18 protein-coding genes are annotated in these 20,248 nt (G+C 74.7%); 12 read left to right on the top strand and 6 right to left on the bottom strand.

What is annotated here, in order from left to right; all coding sequences use genetic code 11:
• Nucleotides 1-298: 298 nt before the first annotated feature.
• Complete coding sequence (locus IPL61_21885; protein ID MBK9033885.1) at nt 299-913, bottom strand: hypothetical protein; 615 nt, start codon at nt 911-913, stop codon at nt 299-301.
• A gap of 74 nt (nt 914-987) precedes the next feature.
• Between IPL61_21885 and IPL61_21880 the strand changes: the two genes are divergently transcribed.
• Entirely contained in the window at nt 988-3,102 is a 2,115-nt protein-coding gene (locus IPL61_21880) for a TonB-dependent receptor (protein MBK9033884.1), read from the top strand.
• Between the two features lie 538 nt (nt 3,103-3,640).
• Nucleotides 3,641-4,792 (top strand): matrixin family metalloprotease, encoded by a 1,152-nt coding sequence (locus IPL61_21875; protein MBK9033883.1) that lies wholly within the window; start codon nt 3,641-3,643, stop codon nt 4,790-4,792.
• Nucleotides 4,793-4,989: 197 nt separating this feature from the next.
• Here the strand turns inward: IPL61_21875 and IPL61_21870 are convergent, their stop codons facing one another.
• Nucleotides 4,990-5,469, bottom strand: a complete 480-nt coding sequence (locus tag IPL61_21870) for a hypothetical protein (GenBank protein ID MBK9033882.1) — start codon at nt 5,467-5,469, stop codon at nt 4,990-4,992.
• Nucleotides 5,470-5,796: 327 nt separating this feature from the next.
• On the opposite strand from IPL61_21870, the gene IPL61_21865 reads away from it, so the two are divergent.
• The 10 genes from IPL61_21865 to IPL61_21820 all read left to right on the top strand — a co-directional run bounded on the left by IPL61_21865 (nt 5,797) and on the right by IPL61_21820 (nt 17,466).
• Entirely contained in the window at nt 5,797-6,594 is a 798-nt protein-coding gene (locus IPL61_21865; GenBank protein MBK9033881.1) for an ATP-binding cassette domain-containing protein, read from the top strand.
• Entirely contained in the window at nt 6,591-7,451 is an 861-nt protein-coding gene (locus tag IPL61_21860) for a hypothetical protein (protein ID MBK9033880.1), read from the top strand. Before IPL61_21865 ends, IPL61_21860 begins: the two co-directional genes overlap by 4 nt.
• Nucleotides 7,444-8,214, top strand: coding sequence for a M23 family metallopeptidase (locus IPL61_21855; protein ID MBK9033879.1), 771 nt, complete (start codon nt 7,444-7,446; stop codon nt 8,212-8,214). The genes IPL61_21860 and IPL61_21855 overlap by 8 nt, the downstream gene beginning before the upstream one ends.
• 39 nt (nt 8,215-8,253) lie before the next feature.
• Entirely contained in the window at nt 8,254-9,543 is a 1,290-nt protein-coding gene (locus tag IPL61_21850; protein MBK9033878.1) for a S41 family peptidase, read from the top strand.
• 52 nt (nt 9,544-9,595) lie between these two features.
• Nucleotides 9,596-11,497 (top strand): FHA domain-containing protein, encoded by a 1,902-nt coding sequence (locus tag IPL61_21845; protein ID MBK9033877.1) that lies wholly within the window; start codon nt 9,596-9,598, stop codon nt 11,495-11,497.
• Between the two features lie 855 nt (nt 11,498-12,352).
• A complete protein-coding gene (locus IPL61_21840; GenBank protein ID MBK9033876.1) occupies nt 12,353-14,146 on the top strand; it encodes an OmpA family protein in 1,794 nt (597 codons plus the stop codon).
• Between the two features lie 257 nt (nt 14,147-14,403).
• Nucleotides 14,404-15,117, top strand: coding sequence for a hypothetical protein (locus tag IPL61_21835; protein ID MBK9033875.1), 714 nt, complete (start codon nt 14,404-14,406; stop codon nt 15,115-15,117).
• Between the two features lie 38 nt (nt 15,118-15,155).
• Nucleotides 15,156-16,103 (top strand): DUF692 domain-containing protein, encoded by a 948-nt coding sequence (locus IPL61_21830; protein ID MBK9033874.1) that lies wholly within the window; start codon nt 15,156-15,158, stop codon nt 16,101-16,103.
• Nucleotides 16,093-16,842: a putative DNA-binding domain-containing protein gene (locus IPL61_21825; protein MBK9033873.1), complete on the top strand. Its 750-nt coding sequence runs from the start codon at nt 16,093-16,095 to the stop codon at nt 16,840-16,842. The genes IPL61_21830 and IPL61_21825 overlap by 11 nt, the downstream gene beginning before the upstream one ends.
• A gap of 201 nt (nt 16,843-17,043) precedes the next feature.
• Entirely contained in the window at nt 17,044-17,466 is a 423-nt protein-coding gene (locus tag IPL61_21820) for a hypothetical protein (protein ID MBK9033872.1), read from the top strand.
• 130 nt (nt 17,467-17,596) lie between these two features.
• On the opposite strand, the gene IPL61_21815 is transcribed toward IPL61_21820, so the two are convergent.
• The 4 genes from IPL61_21815 to IPL61_21800 are packed head-to-tail and all read right to left on the bottom strand — an operon-like array spanning nt 17,597 to nt 20,206.
• Nucleotides 17,597-18,556 (bottom strand): putative DNA-binding domain-containing protein, encoded by a 960-nt coding sequence (locus IPL61_21815; GenBank protein ID MBK9033871.1) that lies wholly within the window; start codon nt 18,554-18,556, stop codon nt 17,597-17,599.
• Entirely contained in the window at nt 18,546-19,406 is an 861-nt protein-coding gene (locus IPL61_21810; protein MBK9033870.1) for a DUF692 domain-containing protein, read from the bottom strand. The genes IPL61_21815 and IPL61_21810 overlap by 11 nt, the downstream gene beginning before the upstream one ends.
• Nucleotides 19,407-19,419: 13 nt before the next feature.
• A complete protein-coding gene (locus IPL61_21805; protein MBK9033869.1) occupies nt 19,420-19,683 on the bottom strand; it encodes a hypothetical protein in 264 nt (87 codons plus the stop codon).
• 58 nt (nt 19,684-19,741) lie between these two features.
• Nucleotides 19,742-20,206, bottom strand: coding sequence for a DoxX family protein (locus IPL61_21800; GenBank protein MBK9033868.1), 465 nt, complete (start codon nt 20,204-20,206; stop codon nt 19,742-19,744).
• Between the last annotated feature and the right edge of the window lie 42 nt (nt 20,207-20,248).

Raw genomic sequence — 20,248 nt, 5'->3', positions numbered from 1 at the left:
GCCGGCGCCCCCGTCCCGCGCGCGCTCGGCGCAGGCCGCGCGCCGCCGAGGCTGCGATCGCGCGCCGTCGAGCCTGCGGCACGTGCCGGGGACGAGCGACGCGTGATCCGCGCGCGGCGCGCAGCGCGCGATACAGGCCGCCGAGCGTGCGCCAGGCATATGCCGTGAAGCACGTGGCAAGCAGGTGCCAGCCCCGCTCGACGCGTGACCCGCCTTGCCCCGGCGTGCGCCTTGCCCCGGCGTGCGCCTTGCCCCGGCGTGCGCCTGCCCCGGCGTGCGACGCCGGCCGGCCGCGCGCTCAGTACGGCCGCTGGCCGCCGATGTTGCCGCCGGGGCCGTAGTCGCACACGACGGTGGACCCGTACTGCAGCCCGGGGCACGTGTAGATCGCGCACCCGATCTTGGTGGTGTTGCGCCAGACGACCTGGGTGTAGTGGCCGCAGCTCCGGCCGGCGTCGCAGGAGTTGGTGTCGTAGTGGTAGTACTGCTTCTCGGAGATCCACAGCGCGGCGGCGGCGGTGCCGCTGGCCTGGCCGCCGGCGCCGTAGATGTTCTCGCCGACGTAGGTCGGGTAGCCGTTCGAGCGCCCGGCGTTGTGATCGACGAGGCCGATGGGCGCGGCGGTGTCGACGCACTGGCGCACCCAGGTGTCGGCGATGGTGGCGAGCGCCGGATCCCAGGTCAGCGGGCCGACGCCCACCAGCGCGCGCTCGGCGTTGTGGGCGTTGACGATGCCGACCAGGCCGGGCGGCTCGCCGACCACAGGCGGCGCGTCGGGACCGGGCGCGTCGGGGCCGCCGCCACCGTCGGGATCGCCGACCGCGGCGTCGCCGTCATCGACCGGCGGGCCGTCGTCGCCGCCGCACCCGAGCGCCACCACCGAGATCGCCGCGAGCATCGTGGACAGGCGCATCCCAGCATGGTCGCGCCGGCCCCACCGGCGGTCAAGGTTGACAGCGCCGACGGCGGCAGGGAGGCTCGCCGGCCATGCGTCGCGCCGCGCTCCTCGCCCTGGTCGTCGCGGCGCCGGCCCGCGCCGACGAGCCGGTGACCGGCGCGACCGAGACGATCGTGCTGGTCGACCACGGCCCCCGCGGCGGCACCGACGACCTCACCGGCGCCGATCCCGAGGCCCGCGACCGGCGGCGCGCGCTGGCGGCGCCCGAGTTCGTGACCGTGGTCCACGTCGACGAGCGCGAGGGCGAGACCCGCGGCGTCGCGGACGCGCTGGGCGCGACGGTCGGCGCCGACAGCCGCAGCCTCGGCGGCCTGGGCAGCTTCGCCGCGGTGACCGTGCGCGGCAACGCGCCCGGCAACACCCAGGTGTCGATCGACGGCGTGCCCCTGTCGCGCCTGGGATCGGTCACCGCCGACCTGGCGCGCTACGACCTCGACAGCTTCGAGCGCATCGAGCTGTACCGCGGGGCGGTGCCGGTGACGCTCGGCGGCGCCGGGGTCGGCGGCGCGCTCGATCTGGTGAGCCGGGTCGGCCGGGCCGCGACCGGCGAGCGCTGGCACCTGAGCCTGGGCGGCGGCTCGTTCGGCGCCCGCGCGGCGCGGCTGCGGTTCGGCGACGGCGATCCGGCCGAGCGCGCGATCGCGGCCGAGCTCGGCTACGCCGGCGCCACCGGCGACTACACGTTCTTCGACGACCGCGGCACGCCGCTGACCACCGCCGACGACGGCACCGCGACCCGGGCCAACAACGGCTACGATCAGCTCGACGGGGTCGTGCGCGCGGCCGGGGCGCGCGGCGCCCGGTCGTGGCGCGGCGGCGTCCGCGCGCTGGGCCGGCGGCAGGGCGTGCCCGGCACTGGCTGGGATCAGGCGCTGGCGACCCGGCTCGACACCGTCGGGGGCACCGCCGACGGCGCGGTCGACGTCGACGAGCCCGGCGCGGTCGCGGGCCTGGCGGTGCGCGGCTCGGGCTTCGTCACCGTCGAGGTGCAGCGGTTCCGCGATCCCGACGACGAGCTCGGCACGAGCGGCCAGGATCGACGCTACCTGACGCTGGGCGGCGGCGCCCAGGGCGCGGCCGTGTGGCGGCGCGGTCACCACCGCGCGACGGCGGCGGTCGAGCTGCGCGCCGACCACTACCGCGATCGCGAGGTCGGCCCGGCGGCGCCGATCGCCACCGCCGGCGAGCGCCTCGGCGCGGCGGTCGCGGTCGCCGACGATCTGAGCGTGGCGTGCGGGCGGGTGTCGCTCGAGCCGGCGCTGCGCCTGGAGGTCCTGCGCACGGTGCCGCTCGTCGACGCCGCCGCCGGCACCACGACCGCCGCGCCGCCCCGCACCGAGCTGCTGCTCAGCCCGCGCCTGGCGGCCCGCGCGCTCGCCACCCCCGACCTGGCGATCAAGGCCAGCGTCGGGCGCTACGCCCGGGTGCCGACCGCGCTCGAGCTGTTCGGCGACCGCGGCTTCATCGTCGGCCGCCCCGACCTGCGCACCGAGCGCGGCTGGAGCGCCGACCTGGGCGCGGTGTTCGCGCCGGCGACCCGCCGGGGCCCGCTCGATCGGATCTACGTCGAGGTCGCCGGCTTCGGCGCCCGCCCGGTCGATGTGATCGCCCTGGTGACCACCGGCGGCCTGGTGACGCGCCCGGTCAACCTGCCCGGCGCCACGCTGGTCGGCGTCGAGCTGGCCGGCTCGGTCCGCGGCTGGCGCGCGGTCACGGTCACCGGCAACTACACGTTCCTCGACGCGCGGCAGCGCTCGAGCCAGCCCAGCCTTTCGGGCGCGGCGCTGCCGGGCCGACCGCGCCACGCCGCATATATACGTGTCGACGCCGCGCGCCGCCTGGCCGGGCACCTGGCGGCGGGCTTCGCCGACGTGTCGTACAGCGACGGCGCGTTCGTCGACGAGGCCAACCTGTCGGCGGTCCCGGCGCGCACGCTCGTCGGCGTCGGCGCCAAGCTCGAGCTGACCCGCCGCGTCGCGCTGGCCGTCGAGCTGAAGAACCTGCTCGATCGCCGGGTCGAGCAGGTCGCGCTCGCCCCGCCGCCGCGGCCCGACTTGACCGAGGTGCCGCGCGCGATCTCCGACCTGGTCGGCTTCCCGTTGCCCGGTCGCGCGCTGTACGTGCGTGCGGATGTGCGGTGGTAACGAGATGTAGGCGAGACGCGTGGACCTGCAACCGATCGGTTGCACTCGCTGGAGCGTCCACGCCCGGCGCGCTTCTCCTACATCGTCGACCCGCGCCGCCGATGCACCGACGACCACCGACGCGGCGATCGCCGTAGGCGGATGCAGCGCGATCTCCGTCGACGACAGACAGTGTGCGACCTGATCCCACGCGCACGCCGAGGCAAAAGGCGCCTCGCCCCCGCGCGCCACTGCGCCGCCCTGTCACGAGCCGCCTCGTCGCGCCGGAGTCGCGCCGCAGCGCGCTGCGCACCGTCGGAGATCACGTTGGCGCCGGCGCTGACAGCGCGCTGACCGAAGCCGACGATCCGCCGGCCCCTGTCAGGGGATCCGCATGCGATGGGCGTCACCGCGCTTACCAATCTGCGCGCGCGTGCGGCGTCGACCTCGCGAGCGCTGATGTGGGTCTGGCAGCGCGCGCCGATCTGGCGCAGCCGCGCCGTGGCGGCGATCACGCCCGCGCGCGTCGATGGCATCCTTGTTGAAGTGAGCCGCGGGCATGAAGCGCTCGCTGTTCGCTCTCGGCCTCGTCGCGACCTCGCAGCTCGTGGGCTGCATGGTCGGTGACTCCACCGCCACCCTCTCCGACCAGCTCACGTTCGAGGAGTTCCGCGACCTGACGTTCCACGAGCCGTGGGAAGGCGGCGCGTACATCATCGACGGCGACACGCCGGTCGACAACGACAAGGCGCTCTACGAGGAGTGGCAGGCGCTCTACGACGGCCAGCCGCTGATCGTCAACACCGCCGGCGGCGTGCCCACCAAGTGGACCGACGTCCAGAAGCTCAACCTCACCTACTGCGTCAGCAACAACTTCGGCGGCAACAAGGCCGCCGTCGTCGAGGCGCTGCGCCAGGCCACCGACCTGGGCTGGGAGGTGCGCGGCAACGTCAACTTCGTCTACGTGCCGGCCCAGGACAGCGCCTGCACGTCGAGCAACAACAACGTCGTCTTCGACGTCAACCCGGTCAACGTCAACGGCCAGTACCTCGCGCGCGCGTTCTTCCCGAACAACGCCCGCTCGAGCCGCAACGTCCTCATCGACAACACCGCGTTCAGCCCCGGCCTGAGCTGGCCGCTCAAGAACATCCTGGCCCACGAGCTGGGCCACGCGCTCGGGTTCCGCCACGAGCACACCCGGCCCGAGTCGGGCGCGTGCTTCGAGGACAACAACTGGCAGCCGCTGACGCCGTACGACTCGGCGTCGGTGATGCACTACCCGCAGTGCAACGGCACGTCGAGCGACCTCTCGTTCACGCAGCGCGACGCCGAGGGCATCGCGGCGCTCTACGGCGCGCCCGGTGGTGGCAACCCGCCGCCGCCGCCGCCGCCGCCGCCGCCGTCGTCGGGTGGCACCCAGAGCTGGAGCGGCAGCCTGGCGCTCAACCAGTTCAAGGTCGTCGGCGGACCGATCGCCGCCCGGGTCGGCACGACGCTCACCGTCGTCATGACCGGCACCGGCGACGCGGACCTGTACGTGCGCTGGAACAGCGCGCCGACCAAGTCGCGGTTCGCCTGCCGCCCGTACCTGTCGACCGCGAGCGAGACCTGCACGCTGACCGTGCCCTCGGGCGCCACCTCGTTCTACGTCGGCGCCAACGGCTACACCGCGTCGAGCTACAGCATCACCGCGACGTACACCGCGCCCTGACCGGCGCCCGCGCGTGCCCCGACGCCCCGCCGACGCGGGGCGTTCGCCGTTTCGGCGGGTCACGCGACCAGCGCGCCGCACTCGCGCGGGCGACGCGACGCGGCGCTCGAACAGCGCGCCCGCGACGCCGCCGGTCACGCGATCAGCGCGCGTCCACGCGTGCAGCGCGACGCCGCCGGTCACGGCACCAGCGCCCGTCACTCGCGCGGCGCGACGCAGTAGACCTCGGCCACGACCTCGATGGCCTGCCCGGTCGACGTGTTGCGGTAGTCGCAGCGCCAGCTCGAGGCCGCGGTCGGATCGGTGAGGCCGGTGGGCCGCGCGGCGACGAGCTCGGCGATCCACATCGGATCGGCGTAGCAGCCGCCGGTGATGACCAGATCGCGCGCCCGCTCGCACGCGGCCACGACCGACGCGACCTGCCCGGGCCCGACCGACACGCGGGCCTCGCGCCGCGACAGATCGGTCTTGCCTGCGTACGCGCCCGGGGGACCCGCGGGGCCGCGCGGCCCCTGAGGCCCCTGGGGCCCTTGCAGGCCTTGCGGTCCCTGGAGGCCCTGCACGCCCTGCGCTCCCTCGGGGCCGACCGGGCCCGGCACGCCGGGCGGGCCGACCGGGCCCTCGGGACCGGCGCTGGCGGGGCCGGGCGGACCGAGCGGTCCTTGCGGGCCGGGGATGCCGGGCGGGCCCTCGGGGCCGAGCGGACCTGCGAGCCCAGAGCTGGGCCCCTGGGCCGCGAGCTCGCGCGCGACCCGCTGCGCGTCGACCCGGGTGCCGGTGCGCTCGATCGCCTCGAGGCGCCCCTCGGCCTCGGCCAGCCGGCGCTTCAGCTCGTCGACGCGGCCGTCGGGGGACGTGCCGCGGCAGCTCGCGAGCGCGAGGCCGAGGGCCGCCGAGAAGAGCCGCGCGCGCACGCCCGGATCGTAGCCCTGCGGACCCGGGCGCCGCGCCGGTGACGGCCGAATTTTTGCCCCACCCGCCCCAGGGGCGTACGACCGAGGGTGATGAGCGAGCCCATGATCGCGCTGCGCCAGGCCGGCCTCGCGTACGACGACCGCCCGGTCTTCGTCGACGTCGACCTCGCGGTCGCCGGCGGCGAGGTGGTGGTGATCGGCGCGCCGGCCGGCGCCGGCGCCACCGCCCTGATCGAGCTGCTGACCGGTCAGCGCCAGGCCGTCGGCACGGTCGCGGTCGTCGGCCGCGACCTCGCGCGGCTGCGCGCGTCGTCGCTGGTGCGCCTGCGCCGGCGCCTCGGCGTCGTCCCCCAGGACCTGGCGCTCGTCGCCGACGCGACCGCCGGCGCCAACGTCGAGCTCGCGCTCGAGGTCGCCGGGGTCCGCGCCCGCGAGCGCCGGCGCCGGGCCACCGCCGCGCTGGCCGCGGTCGACGTCGCCCCCCACCGCGCGATCGCGAGCCTGTCGATGGCGGCCCGGCAGCGGGTCGCGTGGGCCCGCGCCTTCGTCCGGAATCCGGACGTCGTGATCGCGGACCAGCCGACCTGCCACCAGGACGGCGACGGCACCGCCCGCTTCGTCGAGGCGCTGCGCGCGCGGATCGCCGACGGCGCCGCCGCGGTCGTGACGTCGCGCGATCCGGCGCTCCTGGCCGCGGCCGGTCGCCTGGGCTGGCGGGTGCTGACGATCCACCGGCACCGCCTGGTCGATCCCGCGACCGTCGTGGTCGAGGCCATCGACGCCGCGCCCCACGTCGAGGCCGAGATCGAGCGCCCGACGCCCGAGGCCGAGGCCGTCCCCAACGTCGTGCCGTTCCCGGTGGCGCGCTCGGCGGGGAACCGTCGATGACCGCGCTGGCGTCGCTGCTGGCGCGCTCGCTGCGGCTGCTCACCCGCGACCCCCGCGCCTCGGCCTGGGCGATCGCCGCGATCGCCGCGGCGCTGGTCGGCGTGGCCGCGACCCGGCTGGCCGCGCGCGAGGTCGGGGCGTGGTCCCACGGCGCCCGGGCCCAGGCGTCGATGGTGGTCTACCTCGACGAGGGCGCCACCGCCGAGCAGGCCACGGCCCTGGCCGAGCGGCTGCGCGCCACCGGCGGCGTCGACGCGGTCGCGGTCGTCAGCGCCGACGAGGCCAGCGACCGCCTGCGGGTCGCGCTGGGCGCCCACGACCAGCTGCTCGACGGCGTCGAGCCCAGCAGCCTGCCGCTGTCGCTCGAGATCACGCTCGCGCCCGGCGTCACCGACGTCGCCGCCGCCAGCCCGATCGTCGGGCTCCTGCGCGGGACCGCGGGCGTCGAGGACGTCGAGGTCACGCGCGACGCGAGCGCGCCGCTCGCCGACGCCCTGGCCCGGCTCGCCCGCCTGGCGTGGGCGCTGTTCGTCGTGGTCGGCGTCGGCGGCGTGATCGCCGTCGCCGCGGCCATCCGGCTGCACCTCGCGGCCGATCAGCGCGAGCGCGCGGCGCTGCGCCTGCTGGGCGCGGGCCCGTGGCTCACCCGCGCGCCGACCTACGGCGCCGGGATCGCGCTGGGCGTGCTCGGCGCCGCGGTGGCGCTCGCGGTCGGGCGCGCCGTCGGGGCCAGCGCCGATCTGGGCGCGCTGACCGACGCGCGGGCGTGGACCCCGGCCGCGGTCGGCTTGATCATGGCGCTCGGCGCCGGCCTCGGCCTCGCCGGCGGCGTGGTGGCGGGGACGCGGGATGCGTAGCTGGCTCCTCGGCGGCGCGCTCGCGATCGCCGCGCTGACCCGCGCGGCCGAGGCCGGCCCGAGCCTGGACGAGCAGCTCGACGCCCAGGCGGCGTCGGTCGCGCGCGCGCGCGAACAGGTCCTGGCCAAGCAGCACGAGCGCCAGCGGGCGCGGGTGCAGCGGGTCCGCCTGGCCTACAAGCTCCTGCGCGACGCGTCGGCGCCGCTGACGATCGCCCCGGGCGAGCGCATGGCCGTCGCGCGCGGCCGGGCCACCGCGCGGCTGTTGCTGGCGCGCGATCGCGCCGAGGTCACGCTGCTGGCGCGCGAGGTCGACAGCCTCACCAGCGCGGCGCTGCGCATCGACGCCGATCGCGCGCGCGCGACGGCGCCCCCGGCCGACCTGCGCCTGCGCCGCCCGGTCGCCGGCGCGATCGCCCGCCGGTTTGGAACGCTCGTTCACGACGACAGCCGGGCGGTGCTGGCGCGGCGCGGGCTCGACTTCGAGGTCGCGCGCGACGCCGAGGTCGTGGCGCCGGCCGACGGCATCGTCCGCTACGCCGGCCCGATCCGCGGGCTCGACCGCGGCGCCGTGCTCGACCACGGCGGCGTCTGGACCGTCGTCGGCAAGCTCGGCGAGCTGGCCGTGGCCACCGGCGACCATGTCGAGGCCGGCCAGCGTCTGGGCACCCCGCACAAGACCCGCGTCTACTTCGAGGTCCGGGTGCCGGTCGGGCCCGGCGGCCTGCCGGTCGACCCGGAGCCCTACCTTTTGCCGAGGTAGGCCCGGCGCCGCCCAGACGATCGCGCTACCATCGCAGGCGTGTCGCGCGCGAGCCACGTCGCCTGCTTCGCCGCGGGCTGCGCCATCGCCGCGGCGGTGTCGGTGGCGGCCCGCCCGCAGCGGGCCCAGGCGGTCCGCTACCAGAGCCTCGACACGTTCGCCCAGACGCTGTCGTTCGCGAGCCAGCAGTACGTCGAGCCGGTGTCCGAGCGGCAGCTCCTGTACGCGGCCGCGCGCGGCATGGTCGCGAGCCTCGATGCGTACTCGGCGTTCTTCTCGCCGACCGAGTATCGCCGGCTGCGGCAGGACACCGAGGGCGAGTTCGGCGGCGTCGGCCTCGCGCTCGGTCCGGGCGGCCCCGACGACGCCATGCCCAACGCGCTGGGCTGGCCGATCGTCGACGAGGTCGTGCCCGACTCGCCCGCGGCCCGGGCCGGCATCGCGGTCGACGATCGGATCGTCCTGATCGACGGCGCGTCGACGGTCGGCGACGACGCCCAGGACGATCGCTACTGGGATCAGCAGCTCCGGGGCAGCCCAGGGTCGCGCGTCACCGTCGGCGTGGTCCGGGTCGGCGGCGCCGGCCCGCGCATGGTCGAGCTGGTGCGGGCCCAGGTGAAGGTGCCCTCGGTCGCGTCCGAGGTCCTGGCGCCGCGCATCGGCTACCTGTCGATCCGCCGCTTCCAGGAGGCCACCGCCACCGACACCGCCGCCGCGCTGCGCGCGCTCATCCGCGCGAACGCGGCCGAGGTCATCCTGCTCGACCTGCGGACCGACTCGGGCGGGCTCATCGATCAGGCGATGGCGGTCGCCGACGAGTTCCTCGACGACGGGCTGATCGTCACGATCCGCGGCCGGACCACCGAGGTCGAGGTCCACAAGGCCCACCGCGGCGGGCTCGCGGTCAACGCCCGGGTGATCGCCCTGGTCAACGCCGAGACCGCCTCCGCCGCCGAGATCCTGGCCGGCGCGCTGCAGGATCACCGCCGCGCCACGGTGCTCGGCATGAAGACCTACGGCAAGGGCGCCATCCAGACCTACTTCGACCTGGACGACGGCTCCGGCATCAAGCTCACGACCAACCGCTACCTGACCCCGGCCGGCCACGAGGTCGAGGCCCACGGGATCTCCCCTGATCTAGAGGTGCCAGAGTTCGAGGCCGAGATCGTGGTGGCAGGAGGTGGCACGGCGGCCGGGGCCACCCCAGCCGGGCCTCCGGACGCGGTGCAAGCCCCGGACAACCGTGCGATACTCGACGCCAGGCTCGAGGACGACTACCAACTTCGCATCGCCTACCAAACCGCCCAGCGCTGGCTGGGGTCCAAGTGAGGTCCGCATCCCGCGGGCGTAGACGCTGGCCGTCGCCAGCGGAGATGAGCCGATGTTCAAGCTAGTGATCCAGGATGATGAGGGAAAGACCACCGTCGTTCCCTTGGTGCGGGACGAGATCACCATCGGCCGCAAGGAAGGCAACACCATCCGGCTGACCGAGCGCAACGTCTCGCGCAAGCACGCGCGGATCAGTCGCGCCAACGGTGCGGTCGCGATCGAGGACCTCGGCAGCTACAACGGCGTGCGCGTCAACGGCACGCGGATCTCCCAGCGCACGGTGCTGGCGGTCAGCGACCGGGTCCAGATCGGCGACTACCTCATCGAGCTCAAGGCCGAGGGGGTCGAGGCGCCGGTGCCCTACGAGGACGCCCGCACCCAGCCGATCGAGCGCCTCGATCCAGCCCAGCTCGCCGCGGCGATGCCGGCGGCGCCGATGGCGGTGCCGATGGGCCTGGCCGACACCGACCCGACCGCGCGCGCGGTGGCGCCGGCGGCGGTCGCCGCGCCCGGTGGCCACGCCCGCATCGTGGTGCTGTCGTCGAACTTCGCCGGCCGCGAGTTCCAGCTGACCAAGCAGCAGATGGTCATCGGCCGGACCGACGACAACGACGTCGTCATCAACCACCGCTCGATCAGCCGCAACCACGCCAAGATCGTCCGCGAGGCCGACACCGGCCGCTACACGATCATGGATCTGCAGTCGTCCAACGGCGTGCGGGTCAACGGCGAGGACTACGGCAAGGTCGAGCTACGCCGCGGCGACACGATCGATCTCGGCCACGTCCGGTTCCGCTTCGTCGAGGCCGGCGAGGACTTTCTGTTCGGGCGCGACGCCCAGATCGTCGACGTCCCCACCGGCAAGAGCAAGACCTGGATCTTCGCGCTGCTCGGCGTGGTCGTGGTCGGCGGCGTGATCGCGGTGGTCGCGTCGGGCGGCGGCGGCGGCGGGAAGAAGAACCCCGAGATGGCCGCGCGCGGCAGCGACGGGAGCGGGGGCAGCGCTGGCAGCGCCGGCACCCCCGCCACCAACCCCGGCGTGGCCGCGGGGCCGACCGACCCGGCCGGCAGCGGCAGCGACACGGCCCCCAGCCCCGGCTCGGCGGTCGAGCCCGCCGGCAGCGGCAGCGCGGTCCCGTCGGTCAGCGACAACGTCGCCGCGCTGCTCACCGAGGCCCGCGCCGCGATCGAGAACAACAAGTGGGGGCCCGCCGCCGAGCGCGCCGCCGAGATCCTCGCGCTCGACCGCAACAACGCCGAGGCCAAGACCCTGGCCGACCAGGCCCACCGCGAGGCCGCCAACAGCAACCTGTACAGCGACTTCACCGCGGCCGCGGGCCGGCGCCAGTACGAGTCGGCGGTGGCGGCGTTCGAGGCGATCCCCGAGAACTCGGTCTACAAGAACAAGGCCCGGGACGGCTACGACAAGCTGCACAGCCAGTACCTGTCGGAGACCAAGCGCCAGGCCGCGAGCCTGGCCAAGTCCAAGCGCTGCAAGGACCTCGACAAGCTCGCCACCGAGGCCAGCAAGGTGTTCTCCGACGCCGGCGCCGCCGTGCGCGACGTGAACTGCGACGACACCGTGGCCGTGAAGCCGCCGGGCGGCGGCGGCGGCAGCAGCGGCGGCAGCGGCGGCAGCAGCGGTGGCAGCAGCGGTGGCGGTGGCTCGCCGCCCCCCTCCGGCGACGCCACGGCGATCGCCGCCGAGGCCAGCTCGGCCGCGGTCAACGGCCAGTACGCGCGGGCGCTCTCCCTGGCCGAGCAGGTCATCAAGATGTCGGGCGCGCCGACCCCGCAGATCACCAAGGCGATCAACATCGCCGCGCTCTCGGCGTGCAACCTGAAGAACCAGGCCAAGGCCAAGATGTACTACTCGCGCGCGACCTCCGGCGCGAAGACCGGCATCCGGCAGACCTGCCTCCGGGTCGCCAAGTTCGATCCCGGCGCCGAGTAGCGCTGGTCGGACCGAGGGCGGGCGGTGGAACGGGAACCGATCGGATGACACCGGTCGGCGCTGGCGCTTCCGATGTCGAACCGATCGGGTGACACCCGGTCGGGTGCCGGTGGGTCCCGCCGACCGATCGGGTGACACCCGGTCCGACGGCCGGTGGGTCCCGCCGACCGATCGGGTGACACCCGGTCAGGTGCCGGTGGCGCTTCCGATGTCGAACCGATCGGGTGACACCCGGTCGGGTGCAGGTGGGTCCCGCCGACCGATCGGGTGACACCCGGTCCGCTGGGTGACACCCGACCGCCGGTGGGTCCCGCCGACCGATCGGGTGACACCCGGTCCGCTGGGTGACACCCGGTCCGCTGCCGGTGGGTCCCGCCGACCGATCGGGTGACACCCGGCCCGCTGGGTGACACCGGGTCCGGAGCCGGTGGGTCCCGCCGACCGATCGGGTGACACCCGGTCCGCTGGGTGACACCGGTCCGCTGCCGGTGGGTCCCGCCGACCGATCGGGTGACACCCAATCCGGTGACACCCGGTCCGGTGGATACCGGGTCCCGGGCCGGCGGGTCGACCGATCGCGCGTAACCGCCGCGTGGCCGCGGGGCACTACCTCGCCGAATGGTGTCCATGTGCGCCGAGGCCGCGAAAGGCCGGGCCGGGCGGTTTGACCCCCCGCGCCATCCTGGTGTAACTCAAGGCACCCCTTGCTGCTGCGCGCCCGTCGGCGCACGCCCGCCTTCCGGAGGCTTCATGCACTCGCCTGCTCGTCGGACCGCTCTCGGCCTCGGACTCATCGCCGCGGCAGCCCTGGTCGCCGCCCCGTCACTGGCTCGCGCCCAGGCCGGTGATGTGAGCGTGAACCCGTTCCACCACGCGATGGACTCGCGCGGCTACCTGACGGTCAACGCCTCACAGGTGCTCGGCAACAAGGAGTTCGCCTTCGGTCTCGTGACCGACTGGGGCTTCAAGCTGGTGTCGCTCGAGGGCGACGCCGGCACCACGTTCGAGGTCACGCACATCGTGACGCCGACGCTGCTGGCCGCCGCGGGCCTCAAGATCGGCCCCGCCGAGCTCGAGTTCGGCGCGACCGTGCCGTTCGTGGTCATGGCCGGCGATCGCGGGCCCGACTCCGACGGCGGCACGCCGACCAACCCCAACGACGACCTCACCTTCGGCATGTCGGGCCAGGGCGTCGGCAACATCGGCCTGCACCTCAAGACCCGCTTCCTCAAGACCTCGCGCGGCCCCAAGATCGGCGTCGGCCTGATCGGCAGCCTGTACCTGGGCACGTTCGGCGGCGACTCGAGCCCCCGCAACAAGTTCATCGGCGATGACAAGCTGGTGCCGCAGGTGCTGGTCGTGGTCGACAAGGAGTTCGGCCGCGATCGGCGGTTCCGCGCCGCGATCAACGCCGGCTTCCGGATCCGCACGGGCGCCACCGAGTACACCGACACCGGCTCCGGCGACGTCGGGTCGCCCGCCACCGGCGAGACCATCAAGTCGGGCAACGAGATCCCGTTCGGGCTCGGCCTGGCCTACGCGCTGGCGCCGCAGAAGTTCGACATCCTCGGCGAGATCTACGGCGCGGCCGCGCTGGCCGGCGAGAACTACCAGCCGCTCGAGGCGATCGGCGGCATCAAGGTCTACCTCGCCCGCAACTCGTTCCTGACGATCGGCGGCGGCGCCGGCGTCGTCCCCGGCAAGGCCGGCAACCCGCGCGCGCGCGCGTTCATCGGCATCGTCTTCGAGCCCAACATCGGCGACCGCGACGGTGACGGCTACAAGGACGACGTCGACGGGTGCCCGAACGAGCCCGAGGACTTCGACGACTTCGAGGACGAGGACGGCTGCCCCGAGCCCGACAACGACAAGGACGGCATCCTCGACGTCGACGACAAGTGCCCGCTCAACCCCGAGGACAAGGACAACTTCGAGGACGAGGACGGCTGCCCCGAGGGCAACAAGAACGATCGCGACGGCGACGGCCTGCTCGACGACGTCGACCAGTGCCCGGACGACCCCGAGGACTTCGACAAGTTCCAGGACGAGGACGGCTGCCCCGATCCCGACAACGACGAGGACGGCATCCTCGACGTCGACGACCTGTGCCCCAACGACCCCGAGGACAAGGACGGCTGGGAGGACGAGGACGGCTGCCCCGATCCCGACAACGACAAGGACCGCATCCTCGACAACGACGACCGCTGCCCCAACGAGCCCGAGACCCGCAACGGCTTCGAGGACGAGGACGGCTGCCCCGACCGCGGCCGCGTGATCCTCACCGGCACCAAGATCGAGATCCTCGACAAGGTGTTCTTCGAGTACAACAAGGCCGTCATCAAGAGCGAGTCGTTCCCGATCCTCGACGCGGTCGCGGCGACCCTCGAGGGCAACCCCGACATCCAGCTGATCGAGGTCCAGGGCCACACCGACGAGCGCGGCAACGACGCCTACAACCTCGACCTGTCGACCAAGCGCGCCGCGTCGGTCAAGCAGTACCTGCTCGACAAGGGCATCGACAAGGATCGCCTCGAGTCGCAGGGCTACGGCGAGACCCAGCCGCTCGACAACCGCCACAACGAGGCGGCCTGGGCCAAGAACCGCCGCGTCGAGTTCTTGATCCTCAAGCGCTCGAACGACCAGAACTGAGCGGCAGCGGGTTCGTCGCCGAACCCGGGCAGGTGCAGGGGGTGCTCCGAGGTCCGAGTCACGCCCGGACCACGGCGGTAGCTCGGGGGCAAGCCCCGACAGGGCTCCCACCCGAGACCACCCAAGGCGCGAGGCGCGGTGCTCGACCGAAGTCGCGCTGAGTCTCCAGGGACTCCCCGGCGACCGAAAGAGCGCTGAGTCGCAGGGGGCTGACTGCGGGTCGCCAGGCCTCCCCAACGGGATCACGGAGCGGCACGATGTCTCTGATCACCGCGACCCGCGACGTCCAGCTGGTGCCCGTGCTCGAGGTGGAGCCGTGGCGCCTGAGCGATCGACCGCTGCCTGCGGACGGTCCGGCGCGCGCGCACGCCGCGGCCTGGGATGCACACTTTCGTGAGTGCGTCGCCGACGCGGGGTTCGAGGCCGTGGCGCTGATCGCGCCAGGCGCTCACTTCGTGCGCGCGCGCGACCTCACCGGCCACCCGCTGCTCGACCGCCTGATCGCCGAGCGGCTGGCCGACACCGGCCTGCCCAACTTCCCAGATCCTGACGGACCCGACGACTGCCCGCCGATCGAGCGCGTCGGCGCGCTCGCTGGGGGGTACGCCCTGGTCGTCGACGACATCCCGGTGCACTTGCCCGGGTGCTGCGGAGATCTGGGCGACCTCGACGAGTGGAGCGCCGCGCTGGCGGAGCGGCCGCGTGACGACCTGCTGTGGATCGGTCACCCGATGCTGCGGATCGAGTTCGTCGGCGATCGCGTCACGCTGACCGAGCGGGACGACGACCCGATGCTGCACCTCGGCCTCGACCGGCGGTCCGTCACGCTGCCCACGGCCTGGCTGGGCACCGCGATCGTCGCGGCGCGGGTCGAGCACGCGCGCGTGCGCGCCGACGTCACCGACGTGGTCGCGAGGCTGATCGGAGACGCGGCGCTGGCCGCGGAGGTCGCGCTGGCGCTGGTGAAGTGACGCGCGGCCTGGCGCGGGGGGTGCATTGCTCCTTGGCGATGCTCGAACCTGCGCCCCCGAGGCCGGGACCGTTCCAGCGTGGAGCGCCCGCACGCCAGAACGGAACGGCGGTAACCACCGCCGCGCCGGGGCGTAGCATCGAGGCTGTGTTCCCTGCGCTGGGCTTTGGCCTCGGGCTGCGCCCGCCGCACTATCCCGAGGTCGAGGCCGGATCCCCGGTGGTCGACTGGTGGGAGGTGATCAGCGAGAACGTCATGGTCGCCGGCGGCAACCCGCGCCGCGTGCTCCGGGCGGTGCGCGCGCGATGGCCGGTGGTGCTGCACGGCGTGTCGCTGTCGATCGGCTCGGCCGAGCCGCTCGACGACGCCTACCTGGCCCGGCTCGCGGCGCTGGTCGACGAGGTCGAGCCGGCGCTGGTGTCCGATCACCTGTGCTGGACCTCGCTCGGCGGCCACCAGAGCCACGATCTGTGGCCGCTGCCGTACACCGAGGAGGCGCTGGCGCTGGTCGTGGCCAAGGTCGGGCAGGTCCAGGACCGCCTCGGGCGCCGGATCCTGCTCGAGAACCCGTCGAGCTACGTCACGTTCGCGGCCAGCGCGCTGGGCGAGGCCGAGTTCCTGGCCGAGGTCGCGCGCCGCGCCGACTGCGGCATCCTGCTCGACGTCAACAACGTCTTCGTCAGCGCCACCAACCACGGCTGGGACGCGCGCGCGTACCTCGCGGCGATCCCGCCGGCGCGGGTCGGGCAGCTGCACCTGGCCGGGCACTCGCGGCAGGGCCGCTGGCTGGTCGACACCCACGATCACCCGGTGTGCCCCGAGGTGTGGGCGCTGTTCGCCGAGGCGTGCGCGCGGTTCCCGGGCGTCGCGACGATGATCGAGCGCGACGATCACCTGCCGCCGCTGGCCGAGCTGGTGGCCGAGCTCGATCAGGCCCGCGCGATCGCGGCCGGCGCGCCGACGGCGGAGGTCCGCGATGCCGGCTAGCTTGCTCGAGCAACAGCGCGCGTTCCAGGCGCTGGTCACCAGCGGCGGCGGCGATCCGCGCGGGCTCATCGCCGCCGGCGAGCTCGGCATCTACGCGTTCGCGTACGGCGCGCGCCTGCGCGACGCGCTGCGCGCCGACCACCCCAAGCTCGAGGCGTCGCTCGGCCCGGCCCGGTTCGACGAGGAGGTCGACGGCTACGTCGCGGCGCGGCCGCCGTCGACGTGGACCCTGCGCGACCTCGGCGTCGCCCTGGGCGCGTACCTCGACGGCGCCGCCGACGTGCCGCCCTGGGCCGGCGACCTGGCGCGGCTCGAGCGCGCCCGGGTCGAGGTCTTCGACGGCGCCGACGCGACGCCGCTGGGGCGCGACGACGTGGCCGCGCTGCCGCCCGACGCCCTGGCCGCGCTGGCGCTGGCGTGGGTGCCCGCGAGCGCGGTCGTGACCCTGGCGTGGACCGTCGACGACGGCTGGGCCGCGCTCGAGCGCGACGCGCCCTGGATCGAGCCGGCCGCGACCGCGCGCACCGTGCTGGTGTGGCGGCGCGGGCTCGAGGTCGTGCACCGCACGCTCGAGCCCGACGAGGCCGTCGTCGCCCCGGTCCTGGCGGCCGCCGCGCGCTTCGCCGACGTGTGCGCCGCGCTGGCGCCGCTCACCGACGAGCCGGCCGACCGGGCGATCGCGCTCTTGATCCGCTGGCTCGATGCCGGCGCGCTGACCGGCCCCGAGGCGGCACCATGATCCGTGCGCTCGAGCGCGCCGCGCGGTCGAGCGCTGGTAGGTCGACGAGCGCTTGGCCCTCGCCGCCGAGGTCGCGCCGCTCCGCCGGGTCTGGCCCCGCCGATCTGGACCCCCGACCGCGCCACGCTGGAACGATTCCGCGCGCGCAGGCCGGCGGGCATGGCCTGGACGCCTGGCACGTGGCATGAATAGGAACTCGCGATGATCTTCCGTCCGCTCCTGGTCGCCGCCCTCATCACCGCCGCACCCGCGCTCGCCCTGGCTGACACCCAGCGCTGGTCCGGTGATGGCTTCGTCGTGACCGCGACCACAACCGACCAGCCGGTCGCGGGCGCCGCGGTCGAGGTCGGGCTGGTCGTGACCGCTGGCGGTGGCTACAAGGTCAACGACGAGTACCCGATCGCGGTCGAGATCACCGCGCCGACCGACGTCGGCGTCGCCAAGGCCAAGCTCGGCCGCGGCGACGCGACCATCTCCCACGACCGGGCGACGTTCCGGCTCGCGCTGACGCCCAAGGTCGCCGGCGACAAGCGCATCGGCCTGAAGCTCAAGTTCGCGCTGTGCACCGACACGACCTGCGAGCCGCGCAAGCACTCGGTCGAGCTCAAGCTCGACGTCAAGTAGCGCGAGGTCGCGCGGCGCGAACGCACGACACGCGCTGCACGGCGCGACGCGCACGACGGCCAGCACGACTCGGCACGGCACGCCGCCACGCACGCCGCGCGCGCGGCACGGCACCGCGCCACCGCGCGCGCTACGCGGCGCGCGCGACTAGCCAGCCGCGCGCGGTCCAGGTCTGGAACCAGGCGCCGACCATCGCGGCGCCGCGGCGGGCCGGCAAGCGCGGCGCCGCGGCCTCGAGCGCGGCGGGCAGCGCCCCGGTGGCGGCGATGCTCGCGAGCAGCGCGTGCGCCGCCGGGTGCAGGCGCTCGACGTCGCGCGCCAGGCCGTCGCGGAACACCGCGACGAAGCGGCGCGGGCTCGCGGCCACCGCGCCCGGCCGCCCCGGCGCGGCGCCGGCGCGCGCGCGCAGCCACAGCCGATCGACCGAGGTCCGCGCCGCGATCAGCGTCAGGTGCGGCGCGAGCGCGAGCGGCGTCGTGGCCAGCGCGGCCGGGGCGACCGCCGCGCCGGCGCCGGCGGTGAACGCGTGGCACCACGCGTACTCGAGCGCGGCCAGCTCGGTGACGTGGTGCGGGGACGACGTCGCCGCGGGCGTCGCGGCCACGAAGCGCGCGAGGCCGGCGCCGAGGTCGGCCAGCGTGTGCGTGGCCGGCGGCCGCGCGCGCAGGTAGCGCTCGCACAGCGCGGCGAACGCGGTCGGGCCCAGGAGCCACGCCACCGCCGGGAAGTCGTCGGCGAGCGCGTCGAGCAGGCGGAACCAGTACTGCCGGTGGTACAGCTCGAGCCGCGCGGGCGCCGCGAGCGTCGCCGACGGCGTGACCAGCGCGCGCGCGACCGCGGCGAACGCCGACGCGACCTCGTCGTCGATCGGCAGCCCGGTCCGGGCTCGGCCGGCCCGGGCCGACGGCCGCGCGATCGCGGACACCCCCGACGTGACCTCGTCGTCGGGAGGCAGCGCCGTGCGGGCCCGGCTGGCGCCGGTCAACGGCCGCGCGAGCGCGGCCAGGAACTGCCGCTGCAGCGCGCGCAGCTGGGCCGCGGGCGCCGCGTCGCCGAGCGGCCGCGGCGTGACCGCGGGCTCAGCTCGCACGGGCCTGCTCCGGCGTCCGCGCCGCGGCGACGATCGCGGCGGCGCGGGCCGCCTCGGCGACGACCACGGCGAGCGGCGGCAGATCGGCGTCCCACTCGATCAAGGTCGGCGTCGGGCCGAGCCGCGCGATCGTCTCGGCGTAGAGCGTCCACACCGCCTCGGCGATCGGGCGATCGTGGGTGTCGATGAGGTAGCCGTCATGGGGCGCGTGGCCGGCCAGGTGGAGCTGCGCGACCCGCTCGGCCGGGATCCGCGCCAGGTAGGCGCGGGGATCGAAGCCGTGGTTGCGCGCGCTGACGTAGACGTTGTTGATGTCGAGCAGGATGCCGCAGTCGGCGGCCTCGGCCACCTCGGCGACGAAGTCCCACTCGGTCATCGTCGACGCCTGCCACTCGACGTACGAGCTGACGTTCTCGATCGCGAACGGGCGGCCGAGCGTGTCCTGGACCCGGCGGATGTGCTCGGCGCACAGCCGCGCCACCGCCGGCGTGAACGGCAGCGGCAGCAGATCGTGGCTGACGTGGCCGTCGACCGCGCCCCAGCACAGGTGGTCGGTCACCCACGGCGCGTCGACGGCGTCGGCCAGGGCCCGCAGCCGGCGCAGGTGCGCGCGATCGACCCCGTCGGCGGCGCCGACGTAGAGCGACACGCCGTGGGGCACCAGCGGGTAGCGCGCGCCGATGCGCTCGAGCGTGTCGCGGGGACGCCCGCCGTCGCCGAGGAAGTTCTCGGCGAGGATCTCGAACCAGCCGACCGCGGGCGCGGACGCGACGATGTCGTCGACGTGCGCGGCCCGCAGCCCGAGGCCGACCCCGAGGTGGGCGTGGGCGTTCCAGCGGTGGGCGGTCATCGGCGGCGGTCCATCACTTCTTCGCGCCGCAGCCGTCCTTGCCGCCGCACGCCGACTTGTCCTTGGGCTTGTCGGTGTCCTTGGGCTTGTCGGCGTCCTTCTTGCCGTCGTCCTTGGGCTTGTCCGCGTCCTTCTTGTCGGCCGGCGGCGCGGTCTTGCCGTCGTCCATGCGCACGGCGGCGGCGGACGTGGGCGCGAGCGGCGCGGCGGCGGCGGCGGCGGACAGGGCGCCGGTGAGGGCGGCGGCGAGGAGGAGCGAGGTGGTCGTGGTCTTCATGATCGGTTCCTTGGTCGTGCGGTGAGGTTGGAGACGAGACGAGACGAGACGAGACGAGTCACGCCGGGATCGGCGCAGGCGCGAGCGCGGGGACGAAGCGCCCGACGACGCGGTCGAGCGAGATGGGACCGCCGCCGCTGATCGCGAGGTGGACGAACGCGGCCAGGTAGATGGCCTCGACGCCGCCGAGCACCGCGGTGACGCCGTCGGCGTCGGGCCAGATCGCGGTGTAGATCGCGACCGCCATCACGCCGGTCAGCAGCAGCGCCACCGCGCGCGTGGCCAGGCCCGCGAGCAGGAGCAGGCCGCCGACGAACTCGATCGTCGCGATCATCGGCGCCTGCAGCCCGGCCGCCGGGATGTGCAGCGAGCGGAAGTACTGCTCGACGCGGTCGAGGTGGTGGAGCTTGCCCCAGCCGGTCTTGATGAAGGTGACGCCGAGGACGATGCGCAGGAGCAGCGGCGGCAGCCACCGAGCGCGATCGGTCAGCGAGCGGATGCGGGTCGTCAGCGTGGTCAGCATGGTGTTGACCTGGGCATCAGCACGTCTCGGGCCAGCGTCGCG

The organism is Myxococcales bacterium (assembly GCA_016717005.1).
Taxonomy (GTDB): Bacteria; Myxococcota_A; Polyangia; order Haliangiales; family Haliangiaceae; genus UBA2376.
Note: the sequence above shows the minus strand (reverse complement) of the source record. Positions and strands in the feature narration are given on the sequence as shown.